Here is a 16,807-nt window from a genome sequence, read left to right as displayed (position 1 = left end):
CTGACCTCTCACGTCATTGTGCTCCGCCCCAACCTGCCCATGGGCGCGTTCCCGTCTGGTGCTGAGCCCCGTGCCCGTCGCCGATGCGGCATGCTCGACGCATGGGCGACCCCGCTGACTGGTTGCTGACCCGGGCCGAGCGTGGCAACCCGCTGACCCGGATCGATGCGCTCCACGGTGACCGGGCCTGGTCCGAGGGCAACCTCGTGCGTCCTCTCATCCACGGCGCGACGTACTTCCGTGCGCTGCGCGATGCGCTGGAGGCGACGGAGTCGGGTGACCTCGTGATGTTCACCGACTGGCAGGGCGACGCCGACGAACGGCTGACGGGCGAGCCGGGCAGCGAGGTCGTCGAGGTCCTGTCCCGCGCCGACCAGCGGGGCGTCGCCGTCTACGGGCTGGTGTGGCGCTCGCACCTGGACCGGACCGGCTTCTTCGCCACCGAGAACCGACACCTGGGGGAGCAGCTGGAGAGCCGCGGCGCCAAGGTGCTGCTCGACATGCGGGTGCGTCCCGGCGGCTCGCACCACCAGAAGTTCGTCGTCATCCGCCACCGCGACGACCCGACCCGCGACGTGGCCTTCGTCGGCGGCATCGACCTCGCGCACAACCGCCGGGACGACGCGTCGCACCACGGTGACCCGCAGGCGCAGCGCCTCACCGACGAGTACGGCGCGCACCCGCCGTGGCACGACGTGCAGGCCGAGATCCGGGGGCCTGCGGTCCACGACGTGGAGACCGTGTTCCGCGAGAGGTGGGAGGACCCGGCCCCGTTGTCGCGGGCGCCGTGGCGACGGGCGGCCGACAAGGTCCGCGGCCTGGCCGCCTCGCCGGCGCCGTTGCCCGCGCAGTGGCCGCCCCCGCCGCCTGCCGGCAGCCACACCGTGCAGCTGCTCCGGACCTATCCCGACCTCAGGCACGGCCGGGACTACCCGTTCGCCCGGGGCGGTGAGCGCAGCGTGGCCCGCGGCTACGCCAAGGCGGTGGCGCAGGCGCAGCGTCTCGTCTACGTCGAGGACCAGTACTTCTGGGGCCACGACGTCGGCCGGGTCTTCGAGGAGCAGCTACGGGCGCAGCCCGGACTGCACCTCGTCGTCGTCATCCCGCTCGTGCCCGACCTCGACGGGGTCAACCGCGTGCCGCAGCTGCTCGGTCGTGACCGCTCCATCGCCCGGCTCAAGGCGGTCGCCCCGGGGAGGGTGGCGGCATACGGGATCGAGAACCGCGCCGGCGTGCCCGTCTACGTCCATGCCAAGGTCTGCGTCATCGACGACACGTGGGCCGGCATCGGCTCGGACAACTTCAGCCGCCGCTCGTGGACGCACGACTCGGAGCTGTCGGCCGTCGTGCTCGACGAGGGCTACGCGCGCGACCTGCGGCTCACGCTCGCGGCCGAGCACCTCGACCGGCTGGAGGAGGTGGGCGAGCACGGTCTCGAGGCTGCGATGGACGACTGCCTCGACCCAGCAGGGATGTTCGAGGTCTATGCCGCGGTCGCGGACGACCTCGAGGCCTGGCATGCGGGCGGCCAGCGTGGTCAGCGCCCGCCGGGACGGCTGCGCCGGCTGGCGATGCCGCAGCTCACGGACCGTCAGCGGGCCTGGGCGGCGCTCCCGCTCGACCTCGTCCACGACCCGGACGGGCGACCCAAGGCGCTGCGCCAGTCCGACCGCTACTGAGGCCGGCCGCCGCTGCGGTCAGGCGTGGCCGCTGAGCTGACCGAGCCGGTCGGCGAGGGCGTCGACCATGGCGCCGGCGCGCTTCTCGGGGAAGGCGGACTTGCGGTCACCGCCGGCGCTGGAGACCGGAAGCACGTCGACCGAGAGCTTGGCGCCGCCGGCGAGGGCGCGCAGGGCGTCGACCTTGTCGCCGAAGGGCGTGCCGCTGCCGGGCGAGTAGTAGCGCACGGCCTCGTCGACGCCGTCGGGGTAGAGGTCGGTCTTCGTCACGGCGATGATGAGCCAGATCGGCTTGTGGCGGCGCACGGCCAGCGAGGCGATGCGGTGCGAGGTGATGGTCCAGTCCTCGAGCTCGGCGGCGAGCTGCTCCTCGCGGGTGGCCGTGGCGACTCCGGACGTGCCGCCGGCGCGGCGCGGGGTGGCGTGGCCGTTGGCGACGACGTGGATGAGCCCGTCGACCGGCTCGTCGTGGAAGACCTCGTCGAGGGCGGCGAGGCGGGTGGCGGCGTTGTCGCCCGGAACGACGAGGAAGCGGAAGCCGTGCAGCTTGGCGCCCTTGCGGGTGCGGCGCTCCATGACGGCCGACCCGACCTCGGCGACGGCGTCGTCGGTGGAGCGGCGCGTCAGCCGGTCGACGAGCTGGCTCTTGCCGACGCCGGTCATGCCGGTGACGGCGACCATCGGGTAGCGCTCGCGCAGGAGCCGGCTCAGGCGCTCCGGTGCCGAGGCGAGGGCGGTCAGCAGACCGGTGGCGACGGTCGCTCCCAATGCGGTGCGACTCGACGTCGGCAGGATCGTCCTGATCCGGGATGAAGTCTGAGACACGGTGCCTCCTCGGCGTGCTGGTCTGGGGCCAGTTGACCCTAGAGCCTACGTTCCGTACCCATGCCGGCGGTGCCCCGCACCCTTCCGGCAACGCGCAACACCCCGTCCTGGCGAGAGGACAGGGTGCTGCGTCTCCGACTCTAGTCCGCTGCAGGCGGCGACGGTGACGCGGCGACGGCGAGGGCGTCGGCGGGGGCTGGGGGGCGGCGCCCGCGCAGGGCACGGCCGATGGACGACCCGACGAGCAGGCCGAGCGAGATCGCGATGGCCACGCCGAGCAGGCCGAGGGCGACGTCGGTGGCCGACTCGCGGCCCGCGGCCAGCTCGGTGACGCCGACGAGGCCGAGGCTGCCCGGCACGAGCAGCCAGAACGCGGGGAGGAAGAGCACGAGCCGGGGCAGCTGGGGCCGCCTCAGCTCGACGATGCTCGCGCCGAGGCTGGCGGCGATGGCGCCGAGGAAGCCGCCGAGGGCGATCGTGCCGAGCTCCTGCCCGGCGAGCTGCGCGCCGAAGGCGAGGCTCAGCACGAGCAGGACCCAGCCCTGCATGCGCAGCGGGACGCCCTCCATGAGGCAGATGCTCGCGCCGATGAGCACGAGGCCGACGGGGGCGCCGGCCCAGCCGATGTCGTCGACGCGGAGGTTGACGAGCGTCGAGGTGGGGATGCGGAGCAGGGCGGTGGCCATGAGCAGGCCGAGGGCGAAGAGGCCCAGCTGCGCGAGGCCGTAGGTCAGTCGCGCCGACCCCGCCTGCATGTGCCCGGCCGCGAGCTCGGACATGCCGTTGACGACGAGCGCTCCGGGGAGCAGGACCGCGAGCGGTGGCAGGACGGTGCGCAGCGGCCCCTCGAGCAGCCCCGCGTTGGCGGCGCCGAAGATGAGCAGCGACACGGCGAACGCGGCGAGGGTGGGCAGCAGCGCCTTGACGACCTCGTAGCGCTCGGCGAGCTGGACGAGCACGAGGACGATGAGCGCGCCGACGCCGGCCGCGGCGACGTTGGCCCAGCCGGGCTGGAGGATGAGCGCGATGCCGACGGCGAGCACGGGCCAGGCCAGGGCGACGAGCCACGCCGGCTGCTGGACGGGACGCCTGGCCGTGGCGGCGAGCTCCCCGCGGGCCTCGGCGATCGTCAGCTCGCCCTGGACGAGCTGGTGCCGGATGAGGCGGACGCTCGCGGACTGGTGCAGGCGCAGGCCTGCGGGCGCTCCGCGGTAGGTGGACGCGCCGCCAGAGGTGAGGGTCACCATGAGGCCGGTGGGACCGACGGCGGTCTGGACGTCGGGGTAGCCGAGGCGGGCGCTCACCTCGGCGAGCTCCTCCTCGATCTCCTGCACCGGCTGCCCGGTGGCGATCATCGCCGTGCCGAGCTCGGCCAGCAGGGCGCGGACCTCGGTCTGCCGGTCCGCGTCGTCCTGCATGGTCGTCATCATGTCAGCGCACTGGACCCGCTCGGAAAAAAAGTTCGCGCGAGGTGCATCCCTACTCGCCCGACGTGCGGAAGAAGGGCTGATGGGTGACACGCACCCACCAACCAGAAAGGGATGTCTCATGAAGCGCATTCTCGCCACGGGGTCCATCGCCGTTCTCGCCCTGGTCGGCTTCGCCGGCAGCGCCTCCGCAGCACCGGCCGACTCGGCCTGCTTCGGCCAGGTGCACAAGACGGTGAACAGCGGCGGCGTCCCCGGATTCGAGAACGTGGGGCAGCTCGTTCAGGCCGTCGGCGGGGGCCAGGCCAAGAACGCAGTCGCGAAGTCTCTCTGCTGAGAGGCCGGCTCCTCACCAAGTGATCGTCGGCGGTGGCTCGGGCCCTCGGACCCGGGCCGCCGCTTCGCGTGGACTCAGCCGGAGAGCTGGTCCCAGAACCGGCGGACGAGGGTGGCCAGCATTTCGGGCTGCTCCAGCGGGACCAGCGTGCGAGCCCGCTGCACCGTCACGGCAGAGGCGTCGGAAGCGAGCGACGCGGCATACTCCGAGTCCTGCGGGCTCCAGTCGCCGCGGTCGTCGGACGCGACGAAGAGGCTCGGCACGCCCAGCTGCGCCAGCTCGCCGGTGACGTCGACGCGGTTGAGGATGAACGACTGCACGGCGAGGGCCATGCTGCGGCGGGTCGGGCGTGCCAGGGACGCCTCCACCACCTGACGCAGGGGCTCGCTGGCGCGGGAGGCGTCGGTGAGCATGGCCGTCAGGATCGCCGTGCGCACGGGTCCCACCGGTCCAGCCGTCCGGAGGATCGGAAGGAGAAGGGTGATCTGCCTGCGCAGCGCGGCGTCGATGGGCTGGGCCGGCGAGCTGACGGCGACGAGGCTTCGGAGCACTCCGGCTCGCGCGGCGAGCTTGAATCCGACGTGGCCCCCGAAGGCGTTGCCCACCCAGTCGACCGGCCCGTCGACCTCCAGACCGGTGAGCAGGTCCGTGGCGGCATCCGCCGCCGCACTGATGTCGCTGGCCCCGCGCAGCGGCTCGCTGAGTCCCAGGCCGGGTGGGTCGACCAGCGCATAGCGGCGACCCGACGGCAGGAGCGGCACCATCGAGTCCCACGTGTGGCTGTCGACGAACATCGAGGACCACAGGACGGTCGTCGGGCCGTCGCCGACGAGGCGGACGTGAAGCCTGCCGAGGCGGGTGGGAACGAGGGAGGTCGTCTCGGTCAGCGTGCCGTTGCTACCGGGGTGGATGGGGTTGGTGGGCGGATGATCCATGGTTGCTCCTCGAGCGTTTGATGTTGGTGTGACTCACATGAATATATTGAGGTTAGCATGGGTCGCATGAAAGATGGGAGCGCTCGGGAGTACCGGATGACGGCTCGGGCGCAGGCCGCGGAGCGGACGGGCGAGCGCATCATCGATGCGATGCTCGGGCTCTACGCCGACGTCCCCTATGACCAGATCCGCCTCGACGACGTCGCCTCCGGGGCCGAGGTGACGGTCCAGACCGTTATCCGGCGGTTCGGGACGAAGCACGGCCTGCTGGCCGCCACCGTCGAACGCGAGCTCGCGGCGCTCGCCGCCGACCGCGCAGCGGCCGTGGGGGAGAGCCCCGAAGAGACGGTGAGCTCGCTCGTCCGCTACTACGAGAACCACGGCGCCCTGATCCTCAAGCTCTACGCCGAGGCGGGGCAGGCGCCCGGAGTGCCGGAGCTGGCCGCCCGCAGCCGGAGCTACCACGTGGAGTGGTGCAAGACGGCCTTCGGCACGCACCTGGCGAGCGGGCAGGACCGGACCACCCGCGGGCGTCGCCTGGCCCAGGTCGTCGCGATCTGCGACGCCACGACGTGGCGAATCCTCCGGTTCGACGGCGGACTCTCGGCCAGGCAGGCCGAGACGGCGATCCTCGAGATGCTGCTGCCGGTGCTGGGTCGGGAGTGAACGGGTAGGCCGTGCGGCGGCTGCCGGGAGTCGGGGGTCCGTTGTCGAGCGTTGCGGTGGTTTGATCGAGTCATGCGCATCTTCTTCACGGGCGGCAGCGGCAAGGCCGGCAAGCACGTCGCACCCTTCCTCGCCGAGCAGGGCCACCAGGTCACCAACGCGGACCTCGTCCCGCTCAAGCACGACGGCGTCGACGACCTCAGGGTCGACCTCACCGACATCGGTGAGACGTACTCAGCCCTCGCGGGACTGGCGCGCTTCGACGAGCTGGAGCTTGCGGCCAAGCCGGCATACGACGCCGTCGTGCACTTCGCCGCGGTGCCGGCGATCCTGCTCACGTCGGAGGCCAAGACGTACGCGACGAACGTCCTCAGCACCTACAACGTGCTCGAGGCCGCGACACGGCTCGGCATCCGCAAGGTGATCTTCGCGTCGTCGGAGACGACGTACGGCGTGTGCTTCGCCCAGGGCGAGCGCAAGCCGCTGTACGTGCCGGTCGACGAGGAGCACCCGACGGTGCCGGAGGACTCCTACGCGATGTCGAAGGTCGCCAACGAGGTGACGGCGCGCTCGTTCCAGGCCCGCACCGGCGCTGACATCTACGGCCTGCGGATCAACAACGTCATCGAGCCGCACGAGTACGCAGAGATGTTCCCGCCGTTCCTGCAGGACCCGGCGCTGCGGCGGCGCAACATCTTCGCCTACATCGATACTCGCGACCTCGGGCAGATGGTGCAGCGCTGCCTCGAGACCGACGGGCTGGGCTACGAGGTCTTCAACGTCGCGAACGCCGACATGTCCGTCGCCGCGACGACCGACGAGGTGCGCGAGCGCTTCTACGACGGGGTGGAGCAGCGGCGGCCGATGGGGCGCAACGAGACGTTCTACTCCATCGACAAGGCCCGCGACCTGCTCGGCTACTCGCCGCAGCACTCCTGGCGCGACGTGCTGACGGACCCGCACGCGTCGTGAAGGCCGTCGTCTACGACGAGTACGGGGGTATGCCGTCCCTCGCGGACGTGCCGGAGCCTGAGTGTCCGGCTGGCGGGGTTTTGATCGCCGTGAAGGCAACGGGCGTATGCCGTTCGGACTGGCACGCGTGGATGGGCCACGACCCGGTGTCGTTGCCGCACACGCCCGGCCACGAGCTGGCCGGCGTCGTGCACGCGGTCGGGGCCGGCGTGCGCGACTGGGCGGTCGGCGACCGGGTGACGGTGCCGTTCGTGTGCGGGTGCGGCCTGTGCTCGTGGTGCTTGGCGGGTGAGGCGCAGGTGTGTCCGGACCAGACGCAGCCCGGGTTCACGGGGCCGGGCTCGTTCGCCGAGCTCGTGGCGATCCACGGGGCCGACACGAACCTCGTGCGGCTGCCGGACTCGGTCGACTTCGTGACGGCGGCGTCGCTGGGGTGCCGGTTCGCGACGGCGTTCCGCGCGCTGACGACTCACGGGCGGCTCGAGTCTGGTCAGTGGCTGGCCGTGCACGGGTGTGGGGGCGTCGGACTGTCTGCTGTGATGATCGGGGTGGCGCTGGGTGCGCAGGTGGTTGCTGTCGACGTGAATCCGGCTGCGCTGGAACGGGCCTCGGCGCTGGGAGCCGCTGTGGCTGTCGACGGCGAGGCCGGTGAGGACGTGGCTTCGGCGATCCGTGAGGTGACGGGCGGCGGTGCGCACGTCTCCATCGACGCGTTCGGCTCGCCTGAGTCAGCGGTGGCCTCGGTACGAAGCCTGCGCCGTCGCGGCCGGCACGTGCAGGCCGGACTGCTGCTCGGACCGAGGTCGACGCCTCCTATCCCGATGGATCTCGTGATCTCCCAGGAGCTCGAGATCTACGGCTCCCACGGCATGCCCGCCCGCGACTACCCCGCGATGCTTCGGCTGATCGAAGACGGCACCCTCCGCCCAGCCGATCTCGTCGGCCAGGTCATCGGACTTGGAGAGGCTGGCGCTTCGCTCGCCTCGATGGATCGGGCGTCAGCTGCCGGGATGACCGTCGTGAGTCTGGAGGCCAGCACCCCCGGGTAGGGAGGTGGACGTGGACGTTCGTGTGGGCCTGTGCGGCTGGACGGTGTCGCAGTCGTCGTATGTTCGGCGCTTCCCGGTCGTCGAGGTGCAGAACACGTTCTACGACCCGCCCGCGGATGCTGTGCTGACCCGGTGGCGCACCCAGGTGCCGACCGACTTCGAGTTCACGATGAAGGCGTGGCAGATCGTCACCCACGAGTCCAACAGCCCCACGTACCGTCGGCTGAAGGAGCCGCTGTCGGAGAGCGCCCATGGCCAGGTTGGGGGGTTCCGGACGACACCGGAGGTCCTCGCCGGTTGGCAGCGGACTCTCGAGTGCTCGCGCCTCCTCCGAGCCACGGCGGTGCTCCTTCAGTGTCCGAAGAGCTTCCGCCCGACGAAGGAGAACGTCGCGCGGCTGCGCGACTTCGTGTCGCATGTGGAGCGTCCGGATGGTCGGCTGCTGTGGGAGCCCCGCGGCGAGTGGCCCACGCAGCTGCTCGAGGAGCTCTGCGCCGAGCTGGACCTGGTGCACGTGGTGGACCCGATGCAGAGCGAGACCGTGACGCCGGAGCACACCTACTACCGGCTCCACGGCACGACCGGCTGGCGCCACGTCCACACCGGCGACGAGCTGCGTCGGCTGCGAGACATGGTGGTCGGTCGACCCGCGCCGTACGTCATGTTCAACAACATTCCCCGGACCGGCGACGCAGAGCGTTTCCTTGACTTGCTCTCCGGCAAAGACGGGTGACCCGCTGCTCTGACCGCCGCTCCGGTCGGGCTCAGCCCATGACCAGACCCTCGATGTCGTGCTTCTGGACGATGGGTTGGAGCTCGTCGACGATCGGGCAGGACAGATGTGAGCGCACGGACTCGGGCAGCTGCTCCCAGAACCCATGGGTCACCGCGAGGTCGTGGTGGGCGTCGTTCCCGGCGCCCGGTGCGTCGACACCGAGCACCAACACCGGTCGGGGCAGCTGCGACCGGTTCGGCGTGCCCCGATGAATGGTCAGTGCGGACCGGGCAGAGATGTCGCCCATCTGGGGGTACTTCCGCTGGGCCAGCGCCTCGTAGCGCGAGTACTCAGACTCCGGCGGGAACTGTTCATGGTCGAAGTCGTCGCCCGCCTCCCACTGAGTGCCGGGCGCGATCTCGAAAGGCCCCATCTCGTCGGTGGTGTCGACCGTCGTCATGTTGAAGGCCAGCGAGGTCAGGCGGCGCTCGTTCTTCGTCTCCGGCGGGCTGGGGAAGTCGCGATGCCACGGCTGCACCTTGGCACCCGGAAATGGCGTGTCGAACCCCACCTCGACGATTTGGTAGTCCGGTCCGAGCATCGTCTCGCACACCGTTCGCACCCAGGGATGCTCGACCAGGTCCACGAAGCCGCGCACGTCTTCGGGGTGGATCTCGACATACCAACGGTTGGGGCCACGCCCCACGGCTCCTCCGGGCCTCGAGCGCGCCTCCTGGAACGCCGCGTCCACGTCCTCCCGCAGCTGCTGCACCCAGTCTCGGGAGAATGCGCCCTTGCAGGCGATGATGCCGTCGGTCTGCAGGCCGCGCCGGATCTCGTCGACGTCAAACCGCTCTGAGTGGGTCGTGTCCAGGCTCATGGAGCGACGCTACGCCGCTGGACGGGCAGTTGAGACCTCCCGTTGCTGCCACTTGAGAGACTGGTCGTGTGACAGGACCTGATCGTGACCGGGACACCGCAGGCCGCGCTCGACAGGCACGGCCTCGCGACGCTTTGGGGAGACCGCTTCCCTATGGGACCGACGGTGTCGAGCCGGTGTCGGAGGAGCCTCTCGCGCCCCAAGAGACCCTTGACGCAGCCCGAGAACTCGTGGCGGCAGGACGGCCCTTCTCCGCCCACGAAGTGCTGGAGGCGCGTTGGAAGGCTGGACCCACCGAAGAACGTGATCTGTGGCAGGGGCTTGCACAGGTCTGTGTTGCCATGACCCATTCAGCCCGGGGGAACCAGGTCGGAGCTGATCGGCTTTTCGACCGTGCTGCGGAGCGGTTGAGCACGTTCATGCGAACCGGGCACTCCGCATACGGTCTTGACCTGAATGCGGTCGTGGAGCACGCGCGAAATCACATCGGGAAGCTGTGAGGGGTCGGCCCCGCGCGCGGCGGATGGCCGCACACTGCTCACAAGCCGAGATACTTGCCGATCTCGCTGCTCTCATTTCACGGCCTGACGCGGCGATGACCCCGGCGCCTCCGCAAGATGCAGTTCCCGACCTATGCCGAGGTGGAGGCCAATGCCGTGGCCGGGCTCTAGTCTCTTCGAGACCTGAGGACCGCGTCGAGCCTCTCGAAGCTGTCGGCCCAGCCGCGGCGATGCAGCTCAAGCCTCTCCTCCGTGGCGAAATCTCCTTGGACCAGTGTCACACTCGTCCTCCCGCCCAGAGGTTCCAGTGACACTGCGGCGACGGTCTCACGGTCATCGGCAACTGGCTCGTCCCAGCGGAAGGTGAACCTGAGTTCAGAGGGAGGCCGGATCTCCAGGAACTCCCCGGAAAGATGGAACGCTGCGCCCTCTGGCGGTTGCATGGTGAAGCGGAGGCTGCCGCCCACCCGCAGGTCGACCTGGATCTCCGGTGTCGCAAAACCATGCGGGCCCCACCACTTGGCCAGCTCTGTGGGGACGGTAAACAGGCCGAAGACGTGCTCGGTGGCGGCCTCGAAGACCCGCGCTTGCTCGAGGACGAGTTTCCGGTGTTGGGCGGTCACGGGTCTCAGGGTCCCACCGCGGATCAGCCATCTCCCAGTGTCGGGCCGAAATGGCACCTTCGCACTTCGGCCGGCCATTCAGCATCCGCTGTCCGATTCACCGAATTGGGGCATACGCCGCATGCCAATGCTGGCACTCCTCTATTGAGCGCGTTCTCAGGAAACTCCCAGTCGCAAAACTCTTGCACGGGGGGTCTGTGAGGAGTCCACTGAAACGGCACCACCGAAGGCGGCCGTGAAGCAGCTGCGGCCTTGGTTCCACAAAGGAGCACAACGTGCAATTGCTTCGAAGGACCCCGCTTGTCGGGATGGCGGTCGCTGCCCTGGTGACAGGCACCGGGGTGGCAGCCTTGGCATCCGGATCCGCAGGTACAACTGCCACCAGGAGCACGATTCCCGGCACCGTGCCGAGCTGGGCCACTGCGGCCAATCGGGTCGGCCCCACGAATGGTTCACAATCACTCGGCTTCCGCGTCTACCTGAGCAACCGCGATCCCGCAGGGGCCAGCGCCTACGCCCGTGCGGTGTCGACCAAGGGCAACGCCCTCTACCGGAAGTTCCTCACCCCAGCGCAGTACCGCGCCAAGTTCAGCCCGACGGACGCCGATGTGGCCCGCGTCAAGAGCTGGCTCCGCAGCCAAGGCCTCACCGTGGGCGTCGTCCCCGACAACAACAAGTACGTCGAGGCGACCGGCACGATCTCGGAGGCGGGCAAGGCGTTCAACACGTCCTTCGCGACCTTCCGGTACAAGGGGCAGACGATGCGGTCCAACACGACTGCCCTCTCGGTCCCTTCGACGCTGTCCGGCATCCAGGGCGTGATCGGTCTGGACGAGTCGGCGAATCTGTTGCACGCCGACGCATCGCCCCCTGCCGGTTTCCGAAACGCCCCGCCGTGCTCGCAGTACTGGGGCCAGAAGACGATTTCCGACACGCCCGCTCCAGACGGCACCAAGCTGACACCCGGTCCCTGGTCCGACAACGCAGCCGGCACGGTCACCGCCTACTCCGTCACGGCATACGCGCCGTGCGGCTACGCGGGAGCCCAGCTCCAAGGCGCGTACGGCATGACCGCTCCGATCCGCACGGGCAACGACGGCACCGGCGTGACCGTGGCAGTCATCGACGCATACGCCTCACAGACCATCCTCAGCGACGTCAACACGTACTCGAGCCGGCACGGGCTGCCGCCGATCACCGGGCACCTGCGCCAGGTGGTCTCGCCGGGCACCTACATTCGTCCGCAGAACCCCAGGCAGGACCCCGAGGGCTGGAGCGGTGAGGAGACCCTCGACATCGAGGCCGTCCACACCATGGCGCCCGGCGCCGACATCGTCTACGTCGGCTCACCGAACAACTACCGGGACCTCGACGCGATCATGAACAGGGTCGTGGACCGCCACCTGGCCGACATCGTCACCAACTCCTACGGCTATGGCGGCGAAGCACTGCCTCCGGGCTACATCAAGCCGCAGGAAGACACGTACATCCAGGCGGCAGCCGAGGGAATCAGCCTGTTCTTCTCCTCGGGTGACTCGGGAGACGAAACCTTCGGCGACCCCTCCGCGACGCCGACCCCCGACTGGCCGGCCTCGAGCCCATGGGTGACTGCCGTTGGCGGAACCGCACTGGGAGTGACTCAGGACAACGCCCGGCTCTTCGAGCTCGGCTGGCAGTCAGGTACCAGCACCTGGAACACAACGACCTCCAAGTGGGGACCGCTGTCGTACCTCTACGGCGGAGGCGGGGGCACCAGCCGCCTGTTCGCCCAGCCGTGGTACCAGAAGGGTGTCGTGCCCAATGCCATCGCGACCTACAACGGAACCGCACCTGCGGCCCGCGTCGTGCCGGACGTCTCGGCGCTCGGCGACCCGAACACCGGCATGCTGGTCGGACAGACACAGCGATTCTCCAACGGCACCTACTACGACGAGTACCGCATCGGTGGGACGAGCCTGTCCTCACCGCTCTATGCGGGCATGTTCGCACTCGCCGTGCAGAAGCATGGCGACTACGGCCTGGCGAACCCAGCCCTGTACTCGGCACGTGGCGTGTCGTACGACGTCACCAAGGACCAGCGCTCCACGTATCCAGGGGCGATCCGGGTGAACTTCGTCAACGGCGAGAACGCCACCGATGGGTACCGCTACATCACCCGCACGTTCGACTGGGACGAGCCGCTGAGCATCCACGTCAGGCCGGGCTATGACGACGTGACCGGCGTTGGGTCGCCCGCCGGGACCACCTGGCTGAATGCGGTCATCAGCTACGGCGGTTGACGCTCGGGTCCTTGCGACTGGACAAAGCCAAAGGGAGGGCCCGCCGCGCAGCCAGCGCGGCGGGCCCTCAGCACCCGAACCGAACTCGCGGTTTCGAGCAGCTATCGATGCCACGACCGCATCGCTGCCTTTCGGCCTAGCGGCACTTCTCGCTGATCCTGCCTCCGTTACCGCTCACCTCAGCCTTGGTGGGCGACCGTTCGCGTGGGGTCGAGATCGACGGCGAGGGCACGCCCGCCGCACTGCTTCCGGCTGGGTACCGACCCGGGCACCCAAAGCGAGCACGGCGCCAACACGACAGCCAGAACGAAGTACGGAGATCGACAGGCGAAAATCTTCGAGTCCTTCGAGAATCCGGGCGCCCCGCGAGCAGGCGCAGAAGGCCCCGCCTGAACTACCCGTGACGCATGTTGCTCTGTCTGAGGTGCAGGACCTTGAGTCCACGAGTCCGGATATGGGTCGATATCCGAATCCACCGCGTGGAGCCAGGGCGATCAACGCATCCGATGTCGCCACCGTGTTCGTGCCCCACCTCTTTGACAGCACCCAGGTGCGCCTGTCCTCATGCACGGGTTGGTCCAGGAACCAGCGTCGTTCGCGTTGCTCGGGCGCAGTGCTGCAGCAGGAGCGTTGGCCACGCCCGCCGGCGGCTTTAAGAGGCAGCGCAGGCGAGCGCCCGGTGGTTGCGCGCGTCGATAGTTCGGATCGGCGGCCGGCAATGGTCGTCGTGCTGCGTCGCTGCTGGCCGGTCAGGCGCCGCGTCCGAATCGCTCCCAGTCGATCTCGCCGCGGCCGAGCGTCTTCAGTTCCTTGTTGGCATCTGAGAATGGGCTGCTGTCGAGGAATCCCCGCCATGCCGAAAGCGGAGATGGATGCGACGACTTGATGACCGAGTGCCGGCGGCGATCGATCAGCCTCTCCTTCTTTCGGGCCTCCTGCCCCAAAGGAGGAATACGACGACCTCGGGCTTGTCGTCGACGGTCTTGATGACCGCGTCGGTAAACGTCGACCATCCGTGGCCCTCCCGCCTCCACTGGCGATGGACGTCGCGGTCCGTCTTGGTTCCGGCGCGCACCGTTAGAGCGCGCCCCAGCGGCTGCTCAGGCCTGGCGCAATCAAAGGGCGCCCAGTGACGGCGGACAGACGCACCGTTAACCGCATTCGGCGACGGCTGGAGCTGGGGTGGGCGACCTTTTCGGTGCCGTTCCTGGGGCAGGTGCCTCAGGCGCAGGGCTTGGCACCGGGGTCACGCTTCGGACATGACCACATCACTGACTACCGCGGAACACACGGGCTACGGCCACGCCGGTCGTCTCCTCGAAGCCTTGGCACACCAGGACTTCGTCATGCTCGCCGACGCTCTCGAGGGCGACGTCCACCTACGCGCCCTCGTTACCAGGGGCCTGGTCGAGCTGGAGGGCTCGGCCGATGTGGCCGACAAGTTCAGGTTCTGGTTCGGCGACACCGACGCCTTCGAGCTGCTGGACGCCACCATCGGCGAGGTCGCCGGACGACTGCACCTCAGCTGGCGCGTCCGGCTGCAGGCGCCCCGACTGGGCGACGGCTGGCGTGTCGTCGAGCAGCAGACCTACGTCACCTGCGCCGAGTCGGGCCGCATCGCCCGAATCGACCTGCTCTGCACCGGATACATCCCCTAGGAAAGGAGCTCCTCCCATGAGCAGCAAGGCTGTCATCTCCCTCACCACCGGTCTGGAGGACCCTGAGCGCGTCACCGTCGCCTTCCTCGTATCGGTCGGAGCCGCCGAGACGGGCCGCCGCACCCTGATGTTCCTGACGAAGGAGGCCGTGCGCCTGGCCGTTGAAGGGGTGGCCGTCGGGACCGCCTGCTCCGGGTGCCCAGACCTGCCGAGCCTCGTCAAGCGCTTCCAGGCAGCCGGTGGGGAGGTCCTCGTCTGCCCGATCTGTGTCTCGTCCAGGGGCTTGGACGATGCGCGACTCATCGAGGGCGCGAGGCTCGGCGGCACGATCCCGATGTGGGAGTGGATCGGCGACGAAGGAGCCACGACGTTCAGCTACTGACCGGGGGCGCGTGGGAGGATCGGGCCATGCGGGATCGTCTCCCGGATGGCCCGGACTCACCTGCCCCGGCGCGTGCCGAGCTGCTCGCCGCGCTGTCCCTCGCCATCGACCTCGGCTTGGGGCTGCCGGTGGAGCACGTCCTGCGAGCATCGCTCGTCTCGAAGGCGCTCGCCGAGCAGTTCGGCGGGGACGAGGCCGACCAGGCGACGGCGTTCTACACGACGATGTTCATGTGGGTCGGCTGCGTGGCGGACTCCCATGAGTACTCTCGGTGGTTCGGTGACGACATCGCGGTCCGCTCGGCCTCCTACGAGGTCGACTGGACGGGGATTCCGTATGCCGTGTTCCTCCTGCGCAGCCTCGGCTACGGCCGTCCCCTGCCGCAGCGGACCAAGATGGCGGGCAAGCTGCTGAGCAACCCGCGCGGCAACCTCACCGCGATGATCACCTCCCACTGCTCCTCCGCGGCCCTCTTCGCGAGCCGGCTCGGGTTCGGGGACGACGTGTGCGGTGCCCTTCCTTTCGGGTTCGAGCGGTGGGACGGCAAGGGCCTCCCTGCGGGAGCCTCGGGCGAGCAGCTCCCGCTTGCCATGCGGATCACGCAGGTCGCCGACATCGCCGAGGTGCTCCACCATCGCCACGGGCTGGACGCGTGCGTCGCGACGGTCCGTGAGCGCCGGGGTGGCTGGTTCGACCCAGAGGTGGCCGAGGCGTTCGCCGTCAACGCCGAGGCACTGCTCGACCTGCCGGATGACGTGTGGCAGCTCGCCGTGGCGGAGGCCCCGGGGGCGCAGGAGCCGGTCACCGAGGCCCAGCTGGACGACCTGGTCATGGCCCTCGGGGACTTCGTGGACCTCAAGAGTCCCTACACGCTGGGGCACTCGCGTGCAGTCGCCGGCCTCGTCGGGGCGGCTGCCCGACACGCGGGGCTGACGCCGGACGACCAGGCGACCCTCCGCCGGGCCGGGCACCTGCACGACATCGGGCGGATCGGCGTCTCCAACCTCGTGTGGGACAAGCCTGGTCCGCTCACCGCGACCGAGCGCGAGCGGATGCAGCTGCACCCGTTCCTCTCCGGCCGCATCCTCGCCCGGGTGCCAGCGCTTGCAGCCGAGACCAGACTCGTCCTCCACCACCACGAGCGACTGGACGGCTCCGGCTACCCCAACCGGCTGTCCGGTGCGGACCTCAGCCTGTCCGACCAGCTCCTGGCTGCCGCGGACCGTTTTCAGGGCCTCGTGGAGCCACGTCCGCACCGGGCGGCACTGTCGCCCCCGGACGCGACTGCCCTGCTGCGGCAGGATGCGAGAGCCGGTCGCCTGCACTCGGGCGCGGTGGACGCGGTGCTCGCCGCGGCCGGTCGCACGTCGGCGCGAGGCGCCTGGCCAGTCGGGCTGACTGACCGCGAGGTCGACGTGCTGCGGCTGGTCGCGGCCGCCACGCCGACTCGTGAGATCGCCACCCGGCTGGGCATCACGGAGAAGACCGTCCGCAACCACATCGACCACGTCTTCGCCAAGACCGGCGCGTCGAACCGCGTCGGGCTCAGCCTCTTCGCCCTCACGAACGGCCTGGCCGCCGCTACCCCGACCCCCGCCTGAACGGCGCCCCGCCAGTGGGCTCAGTCGCACCTGCGGTGAGGCCTTCGTCGGCGGAGGCCGCGTCCAGCCGCTGCGGTCGCCGGCTCAACCGCGCGTGGCAAACTTCGGACCCAGGAGTCGGCGCATCGGTGACGCCGGGCCTCGACGCAAACGCCGGGGTGAGCCGATGCCCTTGCGGCGGAAGGACACTGCCGCTTCGCGACTACTAGACGATTGTCGGTAGGGCCGGTGTCTGGCCAGACTCGGTTCAGGTGATCGGCGGGAGGCTCTCTATGCGGC

16 protein-coding genes are annotated in these 16,807 nt (G+C 69.6%); 11 read left to right on the top strand and 5 right to left on the bottom strand.

What is annotated here, in order from left to right; all coding sequences use genetic code 11:
- Positions 1–101 precede the first annotated feature (101 nt).
- Positions 102–1,679 (top strand): phospholipase D-like domain-containing protein, encoded by a 1,578-nt coding sequence (locus tag IEY30_RS22210; RefSeq protein ID WP_030203855.1) that lies wholly within the window; start codon positions 102–104, stop codon positions 1,677–1,679.
- A gap of 18 nt (positions 1,680–1,697) precedes the next feature.
- Here the strand turns inward: IEY30_RS22210 and IEY30_RS21410 are convergent, their stop codons facing one another.
- Positions 1,698–2,504 carry a P-loop NTPase family protein gene (locus IEY30_RS21410; protein WP_030203852.1) on the bottom strand — a complete coding sequence of 269 codons (807 nt, stop codon included), beginning with the start codon at positions 2,502–2,504 and terminating at the stop codon, positions 1,698–1,700.
- A 140-nt stretch (positions 2,505–2,644) separates the two neighbouring features.
- On the bottom strand, positions 2,645–3,931 hold the full coding sequence (locus IEY30_RS21405) for a threonine/serine exporter family protein (protein ID WP_229675139.1): 1,287 nt from the start codon (positions 3,929–3,931) through the stop codon (positions 2,645–2,647).
- Between the two features lie 121 nt (positions 3,932–4,052).
- Here IEY30_RS21405 and IEY30_RS21400 point away from each other — a divergent pair, with 121 nt between their 5' ends.
- Complete coding sequence (locus tag IEY30_RS21400; protein WP_030203844.1) at positions 4,053–4,268, top strand: hypothetical protein; 216 nt, start codon at positions 4,053–4,055, stop codon at positions 4,266–4,268.
- Positions 4,269–4,342: 74 nt separating this feature from the next.
- Here the strand turns inward: IEY30_RS21400 and IEY30_RS21395 are convergent, their stop codons facing one another.
- Positions 4,343–5,203: an alpha/beta fold hydrolase gene (locus IEY30_RS21395; protein WP_052359103.1), complete on the bottom strand. Its 861-nt coding sequence runs from the start codon at positions 5,201–5,203 to the stop codon at positions 4,343–4,345.
- Positions 5,204–5,269: 66 nt separating this feature from the next.
- Here IEY30_RS21395 and IEY30_RS21390 point away from each other — a divergent pair, with 66 nt between their 5' ends.
- The 4 genes from IEY30_RS21390 to IEY30_RS21375 all read left to right on the top strand — a co-directional run bounded on the left by IEY30_RS21390 (position 5,270) and on the right by IEY30_RS21375 (position 8,623).
- On the top strand, positions 5,270–5,869 hold the full coding sequence (locus IEY30_RS21390) for a TetR/AcrR family transcriptional regulator (RefSeq protein WP_162181041.1): 600 nt from the start codon (positions 5,270–5,272) through the stop codon (positions 5,867–5,869).
- Between the two features lie 72 nt (positions 5,870–5,941).
- Complete coding sequence (locus IEY30_RS21385) at positions 5,942–6,841, top strand: NAD-dependent epimerase/dehydratase family protein (protein WP_030203828.1); 900 nt, start codon at positions 5,942–5,944, stop codon at positions 6,839–6,841.
- Positions 6,838–7,890, top strand: a complete 1,053-nt coding sequence (locus IEY30_RS21380) for a zinc-dependent alcohol dehydrogenase family protein (protein WP_030203826.1) — start codon at positions 6,838–6,840, stop codon at positions 7,888–7,890. Before IEY30_RS21385 ends, IEY30_RS21380 begins: the two co-directional genes overlap by 4 nt.
- 10 nt (positions 7,891–7,900) lie before the next feature.
- Complete coding sequence (locus tag IEY30_RS21375; protein WP_030203822.1) at positions 7,901–8,623, top strand: DUF72 domain-containing protein; 723 nt, start codon at positions 7,901–7,903, stop codon at positions 8,621–8,623.
- A gap of 31 nt (positions 8,624–8,654) precedes the next feature.
- On the opposite strand, the gene IEY30_RS21370 is transcribed toward IEY30_RS21375, so the two are convergent.
- Positions 8,655–9,485: a phytanoyl-CoA dioxygenase family protein gene (locus tag IEY30_RS21370; protein WP_030203815.1), complete on the bottom strand. Its 831-nt coding sequence runs from the start codon at positions 9,483–9,485 to the stop codon at positions 8,655–8,657.
- 68 nt (positions 9,486–9,553) lie between these two features.
- Between IEY30_RS21370 and IEY30_RS22070 the strand changes: the two genes are divergently transcribed.
- Positions 9,554–9,985 carry a DUF309 domain-containing protein gene (locus tag IEY30_RS22070; RefSeq protein ID WP_081920701.1) on the top strand — a complete coding sequence of 144 codons (432 nt, stop codon included), beginning with the start codon at positions 9,554–9,556 and terminating at the stop codon, positions 9,983–9,985.
- A 167-nt stretch (positions 9,986–10,152) separates the two neighbouring features.
- On the opposite strand, the gene IEY30_RS21360 is transcribed toward IEY30_RS22070, so the two are convergent.
- Positions 10,153–10,608, bottom strand: coding sequence for an SRPBCC family protein (locus IEY30_RS21360; RefSeq protein WP_052359099.1), 456 nt, complete (start codon positions 10,606–10,608; stop codon positions 10,153–10,155).
- 308 nt (positions 10,609–10,916) lie between these two features.
- Here IEY30_RS21360 and IEY30_RS21355 point away from each other — a divergent pair, with 308 nt between their 5' ends.
- The 4 genes from IEY30_RS21355 to IEY30_RS21340 all read left to right on the top strand — a co-directional run bounded on the left by IEY30_RS21355 (position 10,917) and on the right by IEY30_RS21340 (position 16,528).
- Positions 10,917–12,887, top strand: a complete 1,971-nt coding sequence (locus tag IEY30_RS21355; protein WP_030203804.1) for a S53 family peptidase — start codon at positions 10,917–10,919, stop codon at positions 12,885–12,887.
- Between the two features lie 1,259 nt (positions 12,888–14,146).
- Positions 14,147–14,545: a hypothetical protein gene (locus IEY30_RS21350; RefSeq protein WP_030203801.1), complete on the top strand. Its 399-nt coding sequence runs from the start codon at positions 14,147–14,149 to the stop codon at positions 14,543–14,545.
- A gap of 16 nt (positions 14,546–14,561) precedes the next feature.
- Positions 14,562–14,927, top strand: coding sequence for a DsrE family protein (locus IEY30_RS21345; RefSeq protein WP_030203799.1), 366 nt, complete (start codon positions 14,562–14,564; stop codon positions 14,925–14,927).
- A 26-nt stretch (positions 14,928–14,953) separates the two neighbouring features.
- Positions 14,954–16,528, top strand: a complete 1,575-nt coding sequence (locus IEY30_RS21340; protein WP_030203798.1) for an HD domain-containing phosphohydrolase — start codon at positions 14,954–14,956, stop codon at positions 16,526–16,528.
- Positions 16,529–16,807 lie beyond the last annotated feature (279 nt).

This window comes from Terrabacter tumescens, assembly GCF_014646815.1.
In the GTDB taxonomy this organism is placed as follows: Bacteria; Actinomycetota; Actinomycetes; order Actinomycetales; family Dermatophilaceae; genus Terrabacter; species Terrabacter tumescens.
This window is presented reverse-complemented; position numbering and strand designations above follow the sequence as displayed.